This window comes from Chryseobacterium sp. FH1, from assembly GCF_000735135.1.
Classification (GTDB): Bacteria; Bacteroidota; Bacteroidia; order Flavobacteriales; family Weeksellaceae; genus Epilithonimonas.
On record NZ_JPLZ01000006.1, the window covers coordinates 13137 to 33278 of the forward strand.

The 20142-nt window shown below is 34.1% G+C and carries 18 protein-coding genes and 1 tRNA gene; 8 read left to right on the plus strand and 11 right to left on the minus strand.

What is annotated here, in order from left to right:
- Positions 1-4 precede the first annotated feature (4 nt).
- Positions 5-1012, plus strand: a complete 1008-nt coding sequence (locus tag IO90_RS07120; RefSeq protein WP_034965378.1) for a VWA domain-containing protein — start codon at positions 5-7, stop codon at positions 1010-1012.
- A gap of 101 nt (positions 1013-1113) precedes the next feature.
- On the opposite strand, the gene IO90_RS07125 is transcribed toward IO90_RS07120, so the two are convergent.
- Together IO90_RS07125 and IO90_RS07130 are read right to left on the minus strand one after the other, a co-directional pair.
- Positions 1114-3600: a hypothetical protein gene (locus IO90_RS07125; RefSeq protein ID WP_034965381.1), complete on the minus strand. Its 2487-nt coding sequence runs from the start codon at positions 3598-3600 to the stop codon at positions 1114-1116.
- A 250-nt stretch (positions 3601-3850) separates the two neighbouring features.
- Entirely contained in the window at positions 3851-4285 is a 435-nt protein-coding gene (locus IO90_RS07130; RefSeq protein ID WP_034965383.1) for a type I restriction enzyme HsdR N-terminal domain-containing protein, read from the minus strand.
- A gap of 8 nt (positions 4286-4293) precedes the next feature.
- On the opposite strand from IO90_RS07130, the gene holA reads away from it, so the two are divergent.
- The 4 genes from holA (at position 4294) to trxB (ending at position 7634) form a co-directional block, all read left to right on the plus strand.
- A complete protein-coding gene (holA, locus tag IO90_RS07135; protein WP_034965384.1) occupies positions 4294-5331 on the plus strand; it encodes a DNA polymerase III subunit delta in 1038 nt (345 codons plus the stop codon).
- 2 nt (positions 5332-5333) lie between these two features.
- Complete coding sequence (locus IO90_RS07140; RefSeq protein WP_034965385.1) at positions 5334-5744, plus strand: hypothetical protein; 411 nt, start codon at positions 5334-5336, stop codon at positions 5742-5744.
- 44 nt (positions 5745-5788) lie between these two features.
- Positions 5789-6484, plus strand: coding sequence for a hypothetical protein (locus IO90_RS07145; protein WP_034965386.1), 696 nt, complete (start codon positions 5789-5791; stop codon positions 6482-6484).
- A gap of 178 nt (positions 6485-6662) precedes the next feature.
- Positions 6663-7634: a thioredoxin-disulfide reductase gene (trxB, locus tag IO90_RS07150; RefSeq protein WP_034965387.1), complete on the plus strand. Its 972-nt coding sequence runs from the start codon at positions 6663-6665 to the stop codon at positions 7632-7634.
- A 105-nt stretch (positions 7635-7739) separates the two neighbouring features.
- Here the strand turns inward: trxB and IO90_RS07155 are convergent, their stop codons facing one another.
- The 4 genes from IO90_RS07155 to IO90_RS07170 form a co-directional block, all read right to left on the minus strand.
- Positions 7740-8588 (minus strand): YoaK family protein, encoded by an 849-nt coding sequence (locus IO90_RS07155; protein ID WP_051878392.1) that lies wholly within the window; start codon positions 8586-8588, stop codon positions 7740-7742.
- Between the two features lie 46 nt (positions 8589-8634).
- Entirely contained in the window at positions 8635-9126 is a 492-nt protein-coding gene (locus tag IO90_RS07160) for a hypothetical protein (protein ID WP_034965390.1), read from the minus strand.
- 439 nt (positions 9127-9565) lie between these two features.
- Positions 9566-10960 (minus strand): sensor histidine kinase, encoded by a 1395-nt coding sequence (locus IO90_RS07165; protein WP_034965392.1) that lies wholly within the window; start codon positions 10958-10960, stop codon positions 9566-9568.
- A gap of 3 nt (positions 10961-10963) precedes the next feature.
- The gene (locus IO90_RS07170) at positions 10964-11668 is read right to left on the minus strand and encodes a response regulator transcription factor (protein ID WP_034965393.1); all 705 of its coding nucleotides are present in this window, start codon (positions 11666-11668) and stop codon (positions 10964-10966) included.
- A 104-nt stretch (positions 11669-11772) separates the two neighbouring features.
- Between IO90_RS07170 and crcB the strand changes: the two genes are divergently transcribed.
- Together crcB and IO90_RS07180 are read left to right on the plus strand one after the other, a co-directional pair.
- Complete coding sequence (gene crcB, locus IO90_RS07175) at positions 11773-12138, plus strand: fluoride efflux transporter CrcB (RefSeq protein ID WP_034965395.1); 366 nt, start codon at positions 11773-11775, stop codon at positions 12136-12138.
- A 115-nt stretch (positions 12139-12253) separates the two neighbouring features.
- A tRNA-Ser gene (locus IO90_RS07180) sits at positions 12254-12338 on the plus strand.
- Between the two features lie 598 nt (positions 12339-12936).
- Here the strand turns inward: IO90_RS07180 and IO90_RS07185 are convergent.
- The 5 genes from IO90_RS07185 to IO90_RS18325 form a co-directional block, all read right to left on the minus strand.
- Entirely contained in the window at positions 12937-13866 is a 930-nt protein-coding gene (locus IO90_RS07185) for a hypothetical protein (protein WP_034965397.1), read from the minus strand.
- Positions 13863-14462, minus strand: coding sequence for a hypothetical protein (locus IO90_RS07190; protein WP_034965399.1), 600 nt, complete (start codon positions 14460-14462; stop codon positions 13863-13865). Before IO90_RS07190 ends, IO90_RS07185 begins: the two co-directional genes overlap by 4 nt.
- Positions 14463-14475: 13 nt before the next feature.
- Positions 14476-15138, minus strand: a complete 663-nt coding sequence (locus IO90_RS07195; RefSeq protein ID WP_034965402.1) for a hypothetical protein — start codon at positions 15136-15138, stop codon at positions 14476-14478.
- A 64-nt stretch (positions 15139-15202) separates the two neighbouring features.
- A complete protein-coding gene (locus IO90_RS07200; RefSeq protein WP_034965405.1) occupies positions 15203-18475 on the minus strand; it encodes a DEAD/DEAH box helicase in 3273 nt (1090 codons plus the stop codon).
- 382 nt (positions 18476-18857) lie between these two features.
- On the minus strand, positions 18858-19166 hold the full coding sequence (locus IO90_RS18325) for a helix-turn-helix domain-containing protein (RefSeq protein ID WP_051878395.1): 309 nt from the start codon (positions 19164-19166) through the stop codon (positions 18858-18860).
- A gap of 159 nt (positions 19167-19325) precedes the next feature.
- Here IO90_RS18325 and IO90_RS07210 point away from each other — a divergent pair, with 159 nt between their 5' ends.
- A complete protein-coding gene (locus tag IO90_RS07210; RefSeq protein ID WP_051878396.1) occupies positions 19326-20141 on the plus strand; it encodes an RNA polymerase sigma factor in 816 nt (271 codons plus the stop codon).
- The last annotated feature ends 1 nt before the right edge of the window (position 20142 follow it).

Genomic DNA, 20142 nt, shown 5'->3' on the forward strand with positions numbered 1-20142 from the left:
GCTGATGAATTGGTCTTTAGGAAATTACTGGTATCTTTTACTTCTTCTTTTGTTGCCTATCATCGGTTACTTTATCATTCACTATGTCCGGTGGAAAGGGAAGAGAAGGAATGTTTTTGCGGAAGACAGGTTTCAAGATGTTTTATTTGAAAAGACCTCTGGATTTGCCAAGATTTTTCCGATTCTTTATCTCTTGGGATTTCTGTTTTTAATTTTTTCAATCATCGATCTCTTGGGTGGGAAAGAGGAAATTAGCGTGACTCAAAATCTCAGCAACACGATTTTTGTTTTGGACGTTTCCAACTCGATGAATGCACAAGACATCCAACCAAGCCGATTGGACGAAGCTAAAAATATCATCATCAATTCACTGCAAAAAATGAGCAACGATAGGGTAGGGATTGTGGTTTTTGCAGGCGATGCCTATTCTGTGATGCCTTTGTCCAGCGATTATTCAGCAGCGGAAACTTACCTTGCCGGAATCGAAACCAGCGTGATTCAAAATCAAGGAACGGATTTTCTGAAGGCGATGGAAATTGCTTCTCAGAAATTTAAAAATATCAGCAAAGGTTCAAAAAACGTAGTCCTCATCAGCGATGGCGAAGACAATGAAGGTCACGAGGGAGAAGCCATTGATTTGGCAAAGAAACAAGGCATCAGAATTACGACCATTGGCGTTGGAACCGAAGATGGCGCACCAATTCCAGAATATTATTACGGACAATTGATGGGCTACAAATCTGATCTGTACGGCGAAACAGTCGTTTCCAAACTTCAAACCAAAGCGCTCAACAACATCGCATCTTCCACGGGTGGAACTTATATCAATGGGAACAATCTCGAGGAAGCCATCAGCAGTCTAAACTCTGAGTTGCAAAAATCTACTGGAAGCAGTACAACGACCATCAGCTCTCAGTCTGCTGTTCATTATTACCAATATTTCTTGGCGGTTTCGGTTTTCTTTTTCTTGATGATCTATCTTTTCAATCCGAAGAAGGATTTTAATTTATAGAATTATTTGTTCAAATTTAAACAAAGTCCCAAAGTCCCAAAGGGACGATTGATATTTCAGCGTAGGAATTTATTCCTACGCAAATGTTATGATGGTCATTTCTAAATCACATACTTCTTCAAACCTTCCATAATGCCCTGCCAAACCATATTGAAGAAGCTCTTTTCAGGGTCGCGTTTTTTCTCGATTTTCACGTGTTCTGGTTCTCCAGTCGATTCGTTTTTCACAAACCAATTGGCGACAGTTGATAAGATTTTGCGCTCTTTTCCATTGTTTTTATTAATGAAATTCACGTACATATCTTTGTATTTGAAATAGAATTTACCAGCAATTCCTGCATTGGAACCATAATAATCAAACTTCACATAATCGATTTTCCCATCCAAAGTCACATTCAAATAAGGTCTGACGAACAAATTGACATTATCAGCCGAAAGTTTTTGGATATTTCCCGCAATCGTATATTTATCATCCATATCTTTCACATCAAATTTCCAAGTCGCGGTTGTAGGCGCAGTTCCATAGAATTTGAAATTGGCATCAACGGAAACCAAAGTTGGTAGACCTTTGATTTTCGTGTTGTTGACATTATTAATTGTTGCATTGAAATCATCAAAAGTCAATTTTCCAGGTTTGTTGGCATTCACCGCATTTTCCTCATAGATCAACCCAGAATTTTTCAATTGAATTTGATTGACGAACAGCGGAAACTTCACATCACGCAACTTCTTCCCAAACAAATATCGCACGCCGTGATCTTCTGGTGGCGCAAGGTCGTGGTAGATGTTGCAATCCAGATTGTCGATGATGATTTTATCGAGATGAATGACAGTATTCTTCCCAATTTTCGAATCTTTGTCTGTGATCGAAATGTGTTTCGTTCGGATTGTATACAAATCTTCCTGTTTCGCAATCACTTTGCTGAAAGCATCTCTGGAGTATTTTGGTAGAAATTCAAGATTCTGCAAATCGGTTTGTTTGCCTGAGTTTTTCAACGAAGCCAATTTCAATCTGTAATGCTTTCCAGCGTCCAGATTGATGATTTTTGCAGAGATCAATCTATTTTTTATCGTGAAAGGAAAATCTTCCTTTGCAATATTTTTGTCCGATTTTATTTCATTAAGATTAATGTCAAATTTCCCTACAGACAACTTTTCTTTACCTTCCGAAATTTGTTTGAAAGTTCCATTGGTGATATTCAATTTTCCAATCAACGCTTTGAAGTCAGGTGTTGATGAGGTTTTGTTTTTAGTATTAGATTTATGTTTTGCGGAGTAGATTTTAATCTTTGGATTCATCACATCGATTCCAGCAAAATTCAAATTCAATTGTTGACCGATATATTTTGATTGGTTTTTTGTGATTAATATTTTATCCGTTTTAATGTCAAGGATATCTTTGTGACTGCTCCTTCCAAGCGGAATCATCTCAAAATTATCAATCGTGATGTCTTGATTTTCCGACTTTATTTTTCCAATTTTCAAAGCTTGAAGTTCATCCGTTTTCAGATAAATATTTTCCGCTTCAATATTATGATTGGTAAATCTGAACGGAATTTTTTCTTTCACCGTATTTTTATCAAAAACAATATCATTAAGTTTAAAATTAAAGTTGTCGATTGAAGCCGTTTTCTGAAGATTAGATTGCAAAACCAATATTTTTCCTTGATTGAAATTGATATTCTTCAACCCGATTTTCAGGTTCATTTCCTTCTCTTTTTCCGATTTCTTTTCCACCGTTTTTTTACCTGTCGAAGTCACTTTCAAATCTGGTTTTATGAAATCGACCTGATCCACAATCAAAGAATCTTGGCTGATGACAAAGTTTTTTGCCATCAATTCATCCGCAGAAAAATCGAAAATATTTTTGGCATTATAATTTTTCGCATTTTGAATCGGATTGAGATGGAAACCAAGAATGTTCAAAGTTTTATTCTTTGCAGATATTTTTTTTGCATTGATTTCATAAAATTCATTCGCCGTCACGACAACATTTTGCGCATCAATTTTGAACTCCTCAAATGCAAAAGGAATTTTCGACTCATCTTCACTCTGCTTGATATTTGTGAGTTTGATGTTCACGTTTTGCCCATTGAACAAGGTCTTTTTCAACTCATTCTGGATTTTTACATTGCCGTTGGAAACAATGATGTTTTCCAGAGCAATATCAATTTTTTTCTTTTCCTTCTTTTTCTTTTCCTTTTTCGGAGCGAAAATTACTGTGATGTTTGGGTCGGTCAAAACCACATCTTTTGCCTTGTAACTTTTGCTGAAAACCGCTTTCCAAATGCTGAAATCCTCGATCTTCAGTTCTTTCACGGTTCCATTGATTTGAGTCACCGTAGAATCTTTTTTGTTTTTATTATTAATGACCAAATTCTCTGCATTCAAATTACCAGAAAACAGACTCAGATTGAATTGGTCAAGAGTCAAATGGTAAGGCGTTTTATCGTTGATGATGTCGGGAAGTTTGCGCTTCAAATAAGCATCTAGTGCAAAAGGAAAAATTATTGCCAAGACCAGAATAGAAATTCCAGTGATGGTCAATATTTTTTTTAGTTTAGATGGCTTAGTAGTTTTTTCATTCATTCTGTCGCGGTTTCAGATTTCGGTATAATCAATACTTATTCCAAAATTATAAATCATTATCATTAAAGACTGCATAAAATTTATATAACCACAAAGTCACAAAAGATAAATGAAAAAAAGAGAAATGTTTCAAAGAGCAAAAAAGCTAATTTTTAGAATAGCCTCCTTTTTTGAACTTTTGATACACTTAAGAAAGAGTATAACTTTTGTGACTTTTGTGGTTCGTAATAGTTTTACTCAAGCTCGCAACTTATTCAAAATCTTTGCGAAACTGATAACCATTCTCCGTATGTTCTGCAAAAATATGATGGAGTCCGTTGCTGATGATGATTTGTTGTGCGCCAATCAAGCTGTTGTAGCGCGCAATCTGCTCAAAATGAATTTGTTTCAAAGCAATGTTCGGTGCTTTGCATTCTATGAGGATTTTCGGTTTCGTTTTTTCTGTTACTAGAAGGTCGATTCGCTTGGTTGTGCCGTTTAGTTCTAGTTTTTTTTCTAGGATCAATGACGATAGATTTTTCTTTTTCACAAACCTGAAATAGTGCAACCAATGCTGTCGCACCCACTCCTCGGGCGTGAGCAAGAACCAGTTTTTCCGCACCAGATCATAGATAAAAAATGTATCTTTGTCTTGTTTGATCTGCAGATCAAAGTCATTTTCAAAGTTAAGTTTCGGAACCTGCATACGTTAAGATGAAAGAAATAGATATTATCCTCAAAAATATTAAAAATAAAGAACTATTACCGGTTTATTTTCTTCACGGCGACGAGTCTTTTTATATCGATCTCGCTGTCAAGCATTTTGAGCAGGATGTTTTGGAGGAAGATGAGAAGGCTTTTAACCAAACGGTTGCTTACGGAAGAGATACCAATTATCTGGAAATTCTGTCATTGGCAAGACAATATCCAATGATGGGCGACAAACAGCTCATCATTGTAAAGGAAGCGCAGGACATGAAACTGAATGACGACGAATCCAAAGCTCTTGAAACTTATCTGGAAAATCCCGTTCCGTCCACCATTTTGATTTTTGCACACAAGCTGAAAAAGTTAGATGCGAGGAAGAAAGTCACAAAAATATTAGCCAAATCCGGAATGCTTTTCACAAGCGAGAAGATGAAAGATTATCAACTTCCAACGTGGATCCAAGGCGAAATGTCTGTGATGGGAATCAAATCTGCGCCGAACATCAGCCACCTTTTAGCAGAATATCTTGGTAATGACCTTTCCAGAATTGCGAATGAACTCAACAAACTGAAAATCGTTTTGAAAGACGGCGCCGTTCTGGATGGAAAGATCATTGAGGAACATATTGGGATCAGCAAGGATTTCAACATCTTCGAACTTCAAAAGGCGTTGGCTACGAAAGATCAGGCGAAGGCTTTCAGCATTGCTTATTATATGGGCAAGAACAAAAAATCGAATCCTGTTCAAATGGCTTTCGGCGCGTTGTACAATTTCTTTTCGAACATCGTCATTTATCATACTTTGACGGGACAATCTCCGCAGAACATTGCTTCTCAAATGGGCGTGAATCCTTATGCTATCAAAGATTATTCGGAAGCGGCGCGGTTCTATCCATTGAAGCACGCGACAAGAGTCATTTCCATACTTCGAGAAATGGATCTGAAATCCAAAGGTGTTGGGGTGAGACAAATGGAAGATGACGAGATCTATAAAGAGCTGGTTTACAAAATTATAAAAGTGGATGAGTTGAAGGTGAAGGTTTAAAAATGATAAAGGCTGTAATCTTAAATTTTGTATTTTTAATGTTTGTTACAACATTTTTTGTAGCAATGTTTTTAATCTATCCTCTTTTTGAAAATTACTTTACAAATAAATATTTTGATGTTACTATATTAGAAGATAGAGGTGCATTTGGTTTTGGGAGCTTCAAATTCAATTTTTTATTTATAGTAATATTTAATCTAATTGTTTCAATTATTACTATTTTAGTTTTATCAAAAATCAAAATTACAAATAGTAAATTATCTAAAATTACAGCGATTTTACTTAATCTTACGCTATTTGTTTGGATTAATTATCATATTACAGAATTTATTTTTTTTCCATTTGATCACATTTCTGTGCTTAATACAATTTTGATGATCACATTTTTTAGTATTTATTGGAGCTTTAGATAGCGAACAAATTTTATTTAATAAGAAATAAAAGACAAAATACACAAATGAAAGAAGAATTAATCGGTAACATCAAGCTGTTCGCAAAGATCAGCGGAAAAGCTTCCTTAGCTTGGATCAAAGTTGCGTTGATAGGCGCAATCATTATGATTGTCAATATTGTGATTGCCATTATTTTATTGGGTGACAACACTGGTGGTGGATTTCCGGCCTCGGCGCACGCGGGAATGTTGGGCGCCGTAATGGGATTTATATTGCTCTTTGTGGTCGAGTTTTGGACGGCGCTGCTTATGACTGTCGGGATTTTAGCGCCAATCCTTTTCATTGTTTTGGCCAATAAAAATGCCATTGCTTCCGCCGTTTATAATGTCTGGAAATATAAGATTGCAGATTTTATCGAACCTAAAATTGATTTTTACATCGACAAAATACTCCAGAAACAGCCTGGATTTTTGAAGAACATCACAGAATGGAGCGTTGTAAAAGTGAAGTTGCTAGACACCATCAACAATGATTCTCAGACACCCAAATTGCAGAAGAGAATCATCAAGTTCGTCCTCAAAAAAATCAAAATGGACGATGTTAATTTTAAAGATCCGAATACGAATCTGAGTACCATCTTATCTCTTAAAATCAGACAATTCATAGAAGGATTTGCGGAGCCGGATCTGAAGCTGGTTTGGATTCTTGTTGGGATTGATATTGTGCTGATTATTTTGGCTTTTGTTTTCAATCATCAGTAAATAAATATTATTCATCATTCATATATTTCAAATCGACAGTTTAGATAGGTTATGAATAATTAATTCCCGAAATTTGTGTTCGCTTTTTTCGCGTAAAGATTTATATTTGAAAACTTAAAATCGAGGAAAAAATCGATTCATAAATTAGTCTTAAGAATAAAATAATTTAATTATAAAAATGGAAAACAATATCTTAGATTGTGTGATTGTAGGATCTGGACCAGCTGGTTTTACAGCAGCAATCTACGCTGCCAGAGCAAGTCTGAAACCGGAATTATTCACAGGACTGGAGCCAGGAGGGCAGTTGACGACCACTACAGAAGTAGAGAATTTCCCAGGTTATCCAGACGGAATCACAGGTCCGGAAATGATGTTGCATTTACAAAAGCAAGCGGAACGTTTCGAGACTAAAGTTCATTACGAGATGATTTCCAAAGTGGAATTTTCCAAAGTAAGAGGCGGAATCCACAAATTGAGTACAGGTTCTCGAGAGATTCTTGCAAAAAGTGTGATCATCTCCACTGGAGCAGCAGCAAAATATCTTGGTCTTGAGGACGAGAAAAAATATTCTGGTGGCGGTGTTTCTGCGTGTGCAACTTGCGACGGATTTTTCTACAGAGGAAAAGATGTTGTGGTGGTTGGCGCTGGAGATACTGCTGCGGAAGAAGCAACTTATCTATCAAAAATCTGTAACAAAGTTACTTTGTTGGTTAGAAAAGACCACTTCCGAGCTTCAAAAGTAATGGTGGACAGAGTAATGACAACGCCAAACATCGAAGTGAAATACAACCACGAACTCATCGGAATCGAAGGCGAAAATTTCTTGGTAGAAAGAGCGAAGGTCGTAAATAATTTGACTGACGAAGTTTCTACGATCGATGTTCACGGGATTTTCATCGCGATTGGTCATAAACCAAATACAGGAATCTTCAAAGGACAAATCGATTTGGACGAAAACGAATACATCATCACCGAAGGCAAATCTGCAAGAACCAATCTTCCAGGTGTTTTCGCAGCGGGTGATGTTCAGGATCATCACTACAGACAGGCGATCACAGCGGCTGGAAGCGGTTGTATGGCGGCAATGGATGCAGAGAAATATCTTGGTGAATTAGCTGGTGAAAACCATACTTGGGTGGAGCAAGACTAGTTGATTAAAACATATTATAAAAATAAATACACCGAGACTTTCTCGGTGTATTTCTGTAAAAAAGAACTATTAAAAACTAATATATATTGAAGTGTTTTCTTAGAATTAATCCTCGTTGAAGGCAAGTTTCGGTTTGGCTGTTGTTCGGCTCGTCGTCCTTTTTTCTTCCTTGTTATGGATTTTGTAGTACAAGAAGGCAATCAAGGTTGGCTTGTGATAGATCTTGTAATATCTGTATTCTGTTTGGAAATGTCGCAAGTTGATCTTGTAAAAATCATATCCAATAACAATTAACAAACAAAAGCTAATCACATAAAAAACTCTGAACTCCAGATTGTAATAAGTCAGTCCAGAGAATACAGCGCCTAAAACATAAGCGACCATAATGCTAGATAACAACTTGGCTCTGGCAATCAATTCGGGGTTTTTTCTGAATCTCTTCTGAGTAAACATCGAAACCAAAATACCTAAATCCGTGGTCGTTCCCGTAAGGTGCGTCGTCTTTACGGAGAAGTTGGAGATACTCGCTGTCAAACCATTTTGAAGACCAGTTGCGAACAACATCAGTGCAACCAGCATTTCTGTCTCTTGCAAAGTTTTCTCGTAATAAAACTGACCATAGATTCCAACTGCCAAGAGACACAAGATCTCTAAAATGATCGGAAAGGCGTGTGCAAAATATTTACTCTTCTTGTTGAGGTTGATCACACTCATGTTGGCTACAAAACCTCCGAAGAAGAATAGGAAGATCCAGCCCGCTACGACACCAACCTGAGTCCAGTTTCCTTGGCTAATTTCCGCCGCCAAGATGGCGTAGTGTCCTGTTACGTTGGACGTAAAAGAAAGGAAAATCAATAGAGAAGCTATATTTATAGTTCCTGCTGTAAAAGCAGTCAGCGTCCCCAGTCTTATATTTTCTCCCAATGTCCTGCTGTTACTATAATTTCTTAACATATTACTTACTTTTTAATCTATTAACTTCTTTTTCATCATTCGGTTTTTATGAGAAAACCTGCGCCAGTCTGCCTTTTTCAGGCATGTAATCTACTGCTTCCATTACCACTTCTTGCGGTTGGATGTGTTTGTTTTTTTTGAGGTAAGTTGTAAGTTCAAATTGGTTTTTCTTAAGACTCTTGCTTTTTGTAGAAGAATAGTAAGCCTCATCTATATTAAGTGCTTCCAAATAATGGTTGAAGGTTCTCTGGAAATTTCCTGTGAAAATATCGCAAGTCACTTTGTTGATCAGCTTAGAATATTTGTTGCAAATAATGCTGTACGCATCGCAGAAATCTTGAGATCTCACTTTGCAGATCATCGAATTTTTTGTGGTGAAAAGAAGCTCTCGGATAGAATCTCCCATATCATATCCAGAAACAAAAAGGATATTGTATTGATTCTCGTCACTTTGACTCTCTTTCTTTTTCAACACTTTCTTCAAGATGTCCAAAGATTCCAGTGAAAAGTCCGTAGCTATTAAAATGGTTTTGATCATAACTTTATAATTTTTGTGAGTTGTTGTTTTTTTGATAATACAAAACTATACCCACCAAATTAGAAAGCCTTTGGAATTAAATTAAAATGTAATTAGAGAGATTAGAATGAGATTAGAATTTCTTCTCAGGAGCAAATTATCAGAAATTTTTAGTCTGAGGCTCTTGAAGACTATATCAGATTTGGGCAGCTATTCCGCCTGGAGTTTATCCTGAGCTTGTCGAAGGGCTCACAATCTTTTTTGCAGACGATTTCCTTTTAAATAGAACTTAATTCAAAGCAAAAAAGGATTTCCGCTCAAACCTAACGGAGTGGTTCATCGCTTCAAATAAAAACAATAAAAATTAAGAGATAAGTCGGGCTGCGGTTTCGTTAAAAGAACAACAGCCAATATAAAAACGAAATTTTCTCATTCCGTAGATTCCTGCGAAATAAAAGAATCAATACGTCACAAAAATAGGAAAACTAATCTGAACCGTAGTTCCCACATTCTCCTTAGAATTGATAATCAACTCGCCACTGTGAATCCTGATAATATTCCTTGCCAACGGTAATCCGATTCCATAACCTTCGTAATTCTTCGTATTAGAAGCACGGAAAAACGGATCATAGATCTTATCAAATTCGGAGTCAGGAATACCGATTCCATTATCTTTCACAATGATGTAAACGTGCGTATCTGTTGCGCCAAGTGAAACCTTCACCTGTTGGAAGTTGGAATATTTGCAAGCATTATTGATGATATTTGCCATTGCAAGATGCAGAAGTTGCTCGTTTCCTTGGACTTTCAATTTCTTAGGATTGTCTGGCAACATACTGATGTCCATAAAAACATTATTATTGGAATTGATTCTAGTTGCCGTTTCTATCACGTCCCAAAGCAGTTGATCCATCCGCACTTTGTCCATTTTCTGGATCTTTCCGTCAAAACCAGTTTGGGCAATCATTAGCAAAGCCTTGATTTTTTTATCGAGTTTTTCGGCTTCATTCAAAATGATCTGAAGCGTTTCCTGATAATGTTCTTCCGTTCTCTTCATCGAGAGTGCAACGTCAGCTTCTCCCATTATCGAAGTCAAAGGCGTGCGAAGTTCGTGCGAAACATTCCCGATCAAATGGTTTTGCGTTTCAAAAGAAGTCTCGATTCTGTTCAGCATTCCGTTGAAGGTTTCTACAAGTTCGTCCAATTCTTTATTCCCAGGTTGAGGTTCCAATCGGAGATGTAGATTTTCCGAGCTTATTTCTTTCACTTTATTCGTGATTTTAAGAATCGGTTTGAACAAAGTTTTTGATAAGTAAAACGAGAAAATCATCGAAAAGAACAAGGCTAAAATCATACAAGTGATCAAAGTTCTTTTGAGATAACCGAGATAATAAACCACATAATGATTCTTTGCAGAAGCAATGGCGATGTAATTTTTATCGTGCGATCGGAAACTTTGCCCGATGTAGTAATCCTCTTTGTCCTTATAGTTCGCTTCTCCATTTTTTACAATGTTTTTGAAGAAAGATTCTGGAATGTGAATTTGATGCGATATTTTTTTATAGTTGGAATCCGTCGGAATCTGAAAAACATAATCTTTCTCCATTGGAAGTTCCTCCGCCTGCGTCAGATTGTTGATTTTTGTGTTGACAGAATTTGATATTTCCGATTTGCTTTTCTCGATTTGGACAATCGTGGTAGCGCGAATTTTCAGCAATTCATAAAAACGCTGGTGCGAAAAATTAACAATAGAAAAATAAACCAATCCACTGAAAAGAAGGATGACAACAGAAAAAACAAGCATCAAGAGAAGCATTGTCTTGGTTTGATTTGTATAAGAAAATTTACCTGTCATAGTTTAAGGTTTTTTCATAACGTAACCCATTCCAATAACCGTATGAATGATTTTGTTATCGTCTTGATTGTCCAGTTTTTTTCTGAGGTAATTCACGTAAACATCTACCACATTGGTTCCCAGTTCATAATTCACGCCCCAGACCGCTTCCAGAATTTCGGATCTGGAAATTACTTTTTCCGGATTGTTGAGAAAGTAGAGTAGAAGCTTGTATTCTGTTGAGGTCAGGGAGATCTCTGTACCGTTTCTGGTTACTTTTTTTGTATAATCATTTACGCTAAGATCTGCGAAGTTATAGGTGTTTTCATCATTTTCGGCTTCGCTGTTTTCGTTGCCGTTGCTGTGTCCGCTTCTTCTGAGTAAGGATTTGATTCTTGCCACCAATTCTATAAATTTGAAAGGCTTCACCAAATAATCATCGCCACCGCTTTCCAATCCTAAAACGATATTTTCCGAAGAGTCCAAAGCTGTAAGGAAAAGAATGGGAACGGTTTTGTTTTTCTTTCGAATTTCTTTACAAACCTCCAAACCATTGATGTCTGGCAACATAATGTCAAGAATGATCATATCGAAATCATTGCTTTCCACCAGTTTGATTCCTGTAGAACCGTCAAATGCGACAGAGATCTCGTAGCCAAATTCCATAAGTCCCTTTTTGATAAAAGAAACAACGCTGGATTCATCTTCGATAAGAACGATTTTTTTCATAAAGTTTAATTCAGAATAAAAGTGGAATTTCAAAAATAACAATTTAAAATGTAAGTCTAATATGTAAAGTCAAATCTTACACTCAATTTTCATAATTTAGCACAATGAGAAATTTGGTTTATATTTTCTTGGGAGGCGGTTTTGGAAGTGTGATGAGGTTCTTAATCTCCAATTACACCCAGAAGTTATGGAACGTCAACGCATTTCCGATGGGAACCTTTGTCGTAAATATGACTGGTTGTTTTCTGATCGGATTGTTAACTGCATATTTCATCAAAATTGACAATTCGCTGAAGTATCTTTTGATTACCGGAATCTGTGGCGGTTACACCACATTTTCTACATTTTCTGCAGAAAACTTTTCGCTTTGGCAAAACGGCAACTACAATATTCTTATTTTTTATGCTCTGTTGAGTCTTGTTTTAGGATTATTGATGGTTTTTGCAGGTTTTAATTTGATCAAAAATTAATTTTTCCCTTTGATAACGAAAGAATTAAAACTTTTTCTCAAAAATTATTTGGTCATAAAGCAAAAGCGTTTTATATTTGCACCACTGAAAACGAAGATATAATCTGAGTTTTTAAGGAGAGATGGCAGAGTGGTCGATTGCGATAGTCTTGAAAACTATTGACTGTAACAGGTCCGGGGGTTCGAATCCCTCTCTCTCCGCAGAAAACCCCATAAACATAATGTTAATGGGGTTTTTTAATTTTAGGTGCTAAAATAGGTGCTAATAAAATAAGTTCTTAATGTTTCAATCATCTCAAAGGAACTATCATTACTATTTTATAGGTTACTATTGTGTTTCTACACTGGTACTGGGTACCAAAAACATTAAACTCTAATTGATAATCAATCAATTAGAGTTTTGTTTTTATATAATTGTTCCCCAATTGTTCCCATACGAAGCAGATTACTACATTTAAGAATTATTATTGTATTGTATTGTACTTTAGTTTACACTAAATAAATATTCACTTTAAGTATTGATTTCCTCCAACTCCACTTAAAAAACTTCTCAAATAGTTATATTTATTTAACGGGATTAATTTTTCTAGGTACTACCAACGGATCTAATAGAACTAATGGTTTATTTTTCAATTATTTCTTAGAATACTTAATCTCATCGTAATTTTTTTAAAGTATATTAATATATCAGATAATTCAACATATATAATAATTTTAATTATATATACCGTACTACATCATTAGTAAATAGTCGCATTTTTTATTTAACGAATACTTCTTTGATGATGAGAAAATGCTCTCAATCATTCCCATAATCAAAATCTGGCTCATAATCATCTAACTCGAAATATTCTCTTGGCTCAAAAACTTCTTCTATTTTGTACTGACCACCAAGTTCAATTGCATCTAATTCTTGATGATTTACTAATTCTAAATCACAACACAAACAGCTAAAATGGGTTGGCAAAATATTCATTTTTTGGGTTATCTCATATTCATTCGCCGTACCTTCCATAACTGAAATTAATTTACCAGTCATAACACCATTATTGCCACACGAAGGGCAAGTCTCATCTTTCCTATAAACGCGGCTACCGAACCACTTATCTTTTTCCGAAATTGATATTTTTTCTTTCTGGCTCTCTATTGTGAGTAATGCGAAGTTTCTTCTATAAAGTGAAATTCTATCCCTTACTCTTTTTTCCAGATCTGCATCCCTTTCGGCAATCATTTCTTCAGCTGCTTCTGCCTCATCATTACCCAAAAAATCTAATAGAGTTTTTTCTTGAAATTCCAATAAAATTTTTAAAGTTTTATAGTATTTTGACAACCAAACTTTAGTAGGAAAATTATCAAAACCTAAATTCCCACTATGTAGTTCTTCATTTCGTTTAGTTGTAATCTCTTTACAAAATACTTTTTCACTATCCGTAAAATTAGGAACAATCACTTCACATCTTTCTAAAACTGATTTTGTAGGAATCGAAATAGGTGTATATATTGGTTTCTTTTGAAATCCAAAAACGTAAAGAATATTTTCTCCTTCTCTCGGATCCGCCAGTAAAACAGGATGTATTTTAGCTAGAGAAGCTCTAGCAATAAATTCCAAAGCAATAGCAGCAAAAAAAGGAAACATTTCACTCTCTCTATCTTGTAAAAGTGCTTTGCTAATATAAACTTTACCTTTCAACCACAATTTTTCGTAAGTCCAAGCGCTATCAAAACTCATAATATCATAATTCTTTGAAGGTTTCTAGAATTTATCTCATTGTCTTTCACTTCTGGTCGTGTGTGTAAATAATTCCAATTGTCAATCACAACTGTTTTATTAATTTCCCAATTAATTTGTTCTTTTGGTAATGTTGAAATTAACTGTTCTAAATATATTGAATTGTCGTTTTTACTGTCAGCTGGTTGCATTATACATTTATCGAATCTGAAAATTCGTTCATCCTCTGATAGAATTGAAGAATAAAAAGATAAATCCCTTGATTTAACTTTCCATACAGAATGCTTAAGTATTCGTTTATCAGTTGTAGTAATATCTTTTAAATTACATACTAGCGTTGGTGTTGGATTTGAAATGCCGTTGATGTACCTTAATAGAATAAATTTTGGTGGAATTTTAAAATATGCCCCATCAGTATGAAATGGAAATGCATTTGTTCCAAAATTAGCAGATATAGATTGCTTGTGTGCCTCTTCTTTCCGCACTGGAATTAAATTATCAATCAAAAATCCATTTATTCTTGATGTAATAGGTTTTCCTAATTTGTAAGCAAGCTTTAAAAAATCTTCATCGCTTTTTATTGAAAGTTCTTCCATTTTTTTTAAAATTCTACTGATTAAAATATGTTAATATAGCTTGCAAATCGACTCCAGCTACTGTTGAAATTGAACTTAAAACATTTAGTCCTGAAAAGATTGTCTTTATTACATTTATAGGCAATCGCTCTGACCTTTCTAAAGTGGCTTGTGTAGATAGAATATTTACATTATCCAGTAGTAAATTTCTTTCTTCTTCTGAAATATTTTCATTATTAACCACCTCCTTTAATCTATTAAAAGATTCTGCAATATTTTCCTCTCCTCTATTTTTCAAGATTGTAATACTGTTTTCAATATCTCCATTGGTTCCACCAATATTAACAAAGTGTCCAGTTCCAGTAATTGTCAAATTTTCAACATAGTTGCCAAAAGATGATCTATTATTCCTTTCAATCTTATTTAATTCCTGCTTTAAAAAGAAAAGCGCAGCTTCATAGTTTCCTTCAATAACACAATTACCATTCAATGCCGTACATACTTCCTTATGATTTAATAATCCTTGCTGAAGATTTATTTTATAAAAATCAATAATTCCACGTTTGTCAGTCTCATCAAAGATGTTTTCTAAAAATTCTTCAATCTGAATTCTAATTTTATCTCTTTGATGAGGATTACGTATACTATCAATATTGCGCTTAAGAAGTTCAAATTTTCTAACTGTATAATCATTCATAGCTTTTTCTTTTAAATATTTAATTTTTAAGGTTTACACAGAGACATAGATATTAATAACAGAATTAGCTTGAAATTACTTTTAAGCTTATCCCACCTTCTTTATTTAGATGATTTGCTGTAACTCCTAATAAATTTAAAATTGAAGGGGTTACAGTCGTTTGAGAAAATCCAGGTTGAATGATGTAAATTTGAAATTTCAATTCTTTCTTCCATTTGGCTTCAAATTGTAATTTTTCCAGCAATTCTATGTCACCTTTTCTAATTCGGGTTTGTCCTATTTTATTTTTTTTATCCTCCCTCTTTATTAAATGATTAAAGAACTCTATATTTTCTTTATATTTCCAAATTAAAGATTTTTGTGCTTGACCACAAACTTCGTAAAAGTTTTTGATTTCGGCTGACACCAGACCATTTTGAGCAAACTTTAAATGATATAAGTCTATTACAATTTCATTTTCATTATTTTTTATAGCAACAATATCTGCTATTTCTCCCTTATTATCATCATTAAAAATTAAATCATAATAATCTTCTTGCCTTAATCTTTCTATAGAATGAAACTGAATTGAATCGGTATTTAAAGATGCAAATCCTTCAGATTCATTTCTTAAATTAACTCCACTCCAATCCCAAGCCTCAATTTCATTTTTGGGGAAATCAAGTATTTGTTCATTAAATTTCACATAATCATTTCCCTGTAAAAATGCTCCATCGTGAAACCAAAATTTGGGTGGTAATTCATTGAAAAATTCAGATACTGAATAATTTCTGGAACCTAATCTCACATTTGCATCAATAGTAGTAAGCTTGACAACACTGAAACTAAATACTTTATTATCATTTAGAATTGTTTCATCCAAGTTTATTTGAAAAGCAATACTATCATTTTCAGCATCTAAAGAGAAGCATAAAGGACTTTCATTATCGGGATTGAAAGTATTAAGCTCCAAAGTTGATAAATCATAATCAATTCCATTAATTGTAAAAACAACTCTATCTTCAATTGTCTTATAAATTTCGTGATGCCAATCTACTGAAATTGGATAAGCATTTGGTCTCACAGAAGTCCTGACTGGTTTTATGGAGTTTTTGAATAAAATATTGTTAGGATCAATTTCATCATTTGCCAATTTAACAGCAATTCCATCACACCAATCCAAGTACTGATTTATTGTTCCTCGGGAATATGACCAGATTCTTCCTTTTCTTGAACAACCTATAGAAGTCATATTGCCATCTTCAAATCCGACCCCAAACACATTGTTGCTAATGCCCGATTTTTCTTCTGCCAGAGACAGCCCTTCTTGTACACCTTTTCCATAATAAGATTGGAAAGTGATATCTTTTCCAAGGCCTTTTCTCAGACCTAAGTTAAAAAGTCGAATCCTGTCAATATTATAAAATGTTTTGAAGACCTCTTCATCTTTTATTAGTAAAGAACTTTCACCAATAACAGCATTTGCTAATTCCTTATAAAGACTTCCTTTATCCGACGAGTGTATAAATAACAAATTTTTTGATTGCTCCCAGTAAACTATATAAATATCCCATTCAATATTATAAACGTCTTTAAAACTACCCCAATCAACGGATTTTTTATTTCCTAGAAAAACAATCAATGCCTTTTTCTCTCTATTTAAATCGAAAAATTTATAGTCATAATTTTCATAACCTTTTATACCTTTTTTGAAATTCATTGGATGCCAATCCTCGTTTTGATTTTGATAAACCACGGAGCTAAAAGCTGGACGGACTTCTTGAAATGGAATGAGTGATTCGTCCAAGTGACTAAATCCAGCCAAGAATTCTTGTAGGTCTATCTGTTCTTGGGTAGCTTGTAAACTTAACGCTGGTAATATTGAGTTCCAATTTGATTCTTTAGCGTAAAGAAGACTTAATTCATCACTTAAAGTTGGTTGATGAAGATTTGCAATAAAACTTGCTTTACCCAAATTATTATCTTTGTTCGTCCGTGTAAACCTACCTGCAAATTGCAAAGTGATTGGTAAACTTTTTCTTACATCGTGGAATGCTGCAATTTTCAACTCGGGCAAATCAAATCCCTCTCCAAGCATATCAACACATACAATAATCTGATGCTGTTTATCTATTATATTTTGTTTAATATTTGATTGCCCTTTTAGATTAGAATATATTTTAACAGGATTTAAGTCTGTATATTGAGAGTATATTTCAAAAACTTCATCTGCACGATATTTATCCTCACATCTAGCCATCAAAATATGCTCATAACCATTGGCTATATCTTCTCTTAATTTATTTACAGCTGTTTCGGCAATTTTTAAGTCGGCAATTTTTTGGTCATATTCTCTTATTGGGATAAAATCAATTTCTTTAAAATAACCTTGTTCCTGAGCTTCTTTTAGCGTGAAATTATAAATGATTTTTCCATCGAGTAATTGCCCGTCATTTCTATACGGTGTTGCTGTAAAAAGAACCACTCTATTTTTATCAAAAGATTTAATGAGTTTATTCCAGCTTTTAGCTTTCGAATGATGTGCTTCATCAACAAATAAATGTGAACACTTTTCAATCATTAAGTTTTTCTGCTGAATTGACATTGATGTCAATAAATCCATCGTAGAAACAATGACATTACATTTATCAAAAAACTGATTAAGTTCTTCCTCATTGCTAAAACCAGTATTTAATATTCCCACTTTTGGATATTTAGCGGAAGTATTTACAATTGAATTACCATCACTATCAAGTTTTTTTAACCAACCTAAATTACAAAATTTTCCGGCTAATTGACCTCGTAGAGCATCAGATGGTACAGTAACTAAAAGCTTACTACATTTATTAGCAATCAAGACAGATAACATTGTTTCTGTTTTACCCGTTCCTGTCGGTAATACGACTGTAGCAATTTCAGTAGCATTTGTTAAATGTCCTAAAATAGAATGAATGGCTCCAATCTGAGGTTTACGTAATCCTATTGTATTGTTTTCAACATCTTCTTCTTTGAAATTGAATGTGTTTTTCCAAGAATTCACTATAGTATCTAATAAATTATCAACATTATCAGGATGCTTTACCCATTTAATAAATTTTATATTTCCATTCTCAACATCAGCTTTGAGAAAGCTTTTTGATAATAGCACAAAATTTTTATCGTCAGGAACATCATTCTTATCTGTAGTGATATAATATTCATTGCTATCCAAATCCTTTAAAATGACTTTTCCTCTTTGAAAAGAAACAATTTCAAATTCTATTTCTGCTTCTTCCCTAATTAAATGAATTATTATATTCTTTTTTGCAGAGTTTCCTATTTTCTCTTCTCTTTGTAGTTTGGGTAATTTTAAATTCATTGCTATTATTAGTTTTGTTAAAAATACTATAATTCAATTGTTTGACAACCTACTGTCTAAAATTATTTTAGATTTTCAATCATTTGTAAAACTAAATTTTAAAAACCTGTCATTTTTACGGAATACCGTAACAACGTAAGAAAAGCCTCACAAGAAGAAAGGCTTAGGCATAAAATATATGGTTATGTAATAAAGAAAGAACTTAGTCCAGAATTTTACAATAAAAAAAACACCAACTCTAGTCGGCATTTATTCATTTATAAGTTCAAGAAATTGCTCAAGATTAATTTTTCTTGCTTTGCAAATTCTATATGGTGTTTTAACTATAGTTCTGTACGTAGAAACAATGAATTTAGGCTCTATCTTAAAACAAAACCACTTATTAGGATTTTCTCTTATTTTGATTTTTGAATTTTTCTTCGAGAAGTTTTATCTCGCTTATCATTTCATCAATTTGAGAATGATTTATTTTAGAAAATACTCGAAGTAAATCAATTTCTAGAAAGTTGCAGATAGTAATAATAATCTCAATAGTTGGATTAGTTTTTCCTCTTTCTATTCTACCAATATAATCTTTAGAGAGTTCTATCTCGGTGGCTACTTGAAATTGCGACAATCCTTTTCTTAAACGATATAGTTTAAAAAAGATTCCGATTTGATTTTTTATTTCTTCTGAGTTCCACTTATACATTCAGTAAATTTTATAAATATTTATGTTTTTCATAGAGACTTATAGTACTTACTGAATAAATATTCTTATATTTGGAACAAATTACCTACCAAGGTAGTTATCAATAACTTCAAAGAAACATAGAAGCTATTAATTAGCTCTCGATTGGAAATACTGTGTATGAAAAGAACAGAATTTTTGCCCCGAAAGTTAACCAATCTTCAGCTATACGAACTGCTGAAAGAAGGCAATCCGACCGCACTTGAACATATTCATCTGCGCTACAAAAGACTTCTTTTCTGGGTTGGATGGCAGGTACTTAAGGATGATTTTGTAGTGGACACTATTGTTCAGGATACCTTCCTTAAATTGTGGTTACACCGTGACACCATTGAAACCCCTGATCATATTACTGGCTTTTTACGGTTTGTTATGAAAAGAGACTGTATATCGTATGTCACTGCGCCGAAGAATAAATTCAATCGTCTAATTGCTTCTCTTGAAAGTTTTGAGAATTATCAGGATTATCTTGTGGGTTATGATCCACTAACTGATAAAGAGAATCTCCTCAGTCACGAATCGGATCAGAAAAATTTCGATGAAGTCAAAAAGGTTTTACCTGTTCTGGATCCCAAAAGAAAACATCTGATTGAACTTTGCTTAGAATATGGCTTTCAGCACAAACCAATCGCAGAAGCAATGGGAAGCAGTGTAAAAGACATCAGCAATGAGGTAAGCAGAGCTATAAATGATCTCCGGAAAATTCTTAATAGAAGTTCTTTTGAACAGCCACAGGGAAAGGCTTTCGATAACAAGGAGCAGTCAGTAAAACTCAGTAGTCAACAACTCGATATTTTGAAAAGAAGGTTTGAACAGAAATCTTCATTTGCAGGTATTGCTCAGGAACTCAAATTACCTGAAAAGACAGTACATCGGGAATTTCTGTATGCATATCAACATTTACAAAATCAAAACACTTCTGAAATACCTCTTTGAA

Bases quoted from the DNA above. Each gene is read 5' to 3' on its own strand.
- crcB (WP_034965395.1), top strand. From the start codon at position 11,773: ATGAGAAATTTGGTTTATATTTTCTTGGGAGGCGGTTTTGGAAGTGTG.
- IO90_RS07125 (WP_034965381.1), bottom strand. From the start codon at position 3,600: ATGAATGAAAAAACTACTAAGCCATCTAAACTAAAAAAAATATTGACC.
- IO90_RS07200 (WP_034965405.1), bottom strand. From the start codon at position 18,475: ATGAATTTAAAATTACCCAAACTACAAAGAGAAGAGAAAATAGGAAAC.
- trxB (WP_034965387.1), top strand. From the start codon at position 6,663: ATGGAAAACAATATCTTAGATTGTGTGATTGTAGGATCTGGACCAGCT.
- IO90_RS07120 (WP_034965378.1), top strand. From the start codon at position 5: ATGAATTGGTCTTTAGGAAATTACTGGTATCTTTTACTTCTTCTTTTG.
- IO90_RS07170 (WP_034965393.1), bottom strand. From the start codon at position 11,668: ATGAAAAAAATCGTTCTTATCGAAGATGAATCCAGCGTTGTTTCTTTT.
- IO90_RS07145 (WP_034965386.1), top strand. From the start codon at position 5,789: ATGAAAGAAGAATTAATCGGTAACATCAAGCTGTTCGCAAAGATCAGC.
- IO90_RS07195 (WP_034965402.1), bottom strand. From the start codon at position 15,138: ATGAATGATTATACAGTTAGAAAATTTGAACTTCTTAAGCGCAATATT.
- IO90_RS18325 (WP_051878395.1), bottom strand. From the start codon at position 19,166: ATGTATAAGTGGAACTCAGAAGAAATAAAAAATCAAATCGGAATCTTT.
- IO90_RS07210 (WP_051878396.1), top strand. From the start codon at position 19,326: ATGAAAAGAACAGAATTTTTGCCCCGAAAGTTAACCAATCTTCAGCTA.
- IO90_RS07155 (WP_051878392.1), bottom strand. From the start codon at position 8,588: ATGTTAAGAAATTATAGTAACAGCAGGACATTGGGAGAAAATATAAGA.
- IO90_RS07140 (WP_034965385.1), top strand. From the start codon at position 5,334: ATGATAAAGGCTGTAATCTTAAATTTTGTATTTTTAATGTTTGTTACA.
- IO90_RS07185 (WP_034965397.1), bottom strand. From the start codon at position 13,866: ATGAGTTTTGATAGCGCTTGGACTTACGAAAAATTGTGGTTGAAAGGT.
- IO90_RS07130 (WP_034965383.1), bottom strand. From the start codon at position 4,285: ATGCAGGTTCCGAAACTTAACTTTGAAAATGACTTTGATCTGCAGATC.
- IO90_RS07165 (WP_034965392.1), bottom strand. From the start codon at position 10,960: ATGACAGGTAAATTTTCTTATACAAATCAAACCAAGACAATGCTTCTC.
- IO90_RS07190 (WP_034965399.1), bottom strand. From the start codon at position 14,462: ATGGAAGAACTTTCAATAAAAAGCGATGAAGATTTTTTAAAGCTTGCT.
- IO90_RS07160 (WP_034965390.1), bottom strand. From the start codon at position 9,126: ATGATCAAAACCATTTTAATAGCTACGGACTTTTCACTGGAATCTTTG.
- holA (WP_034965384.1), top strand. From the start codon at position 4,294: ATGAAAGAAATAGATATTATCCTCAAAAATATTAAAAATAAAGAACTA.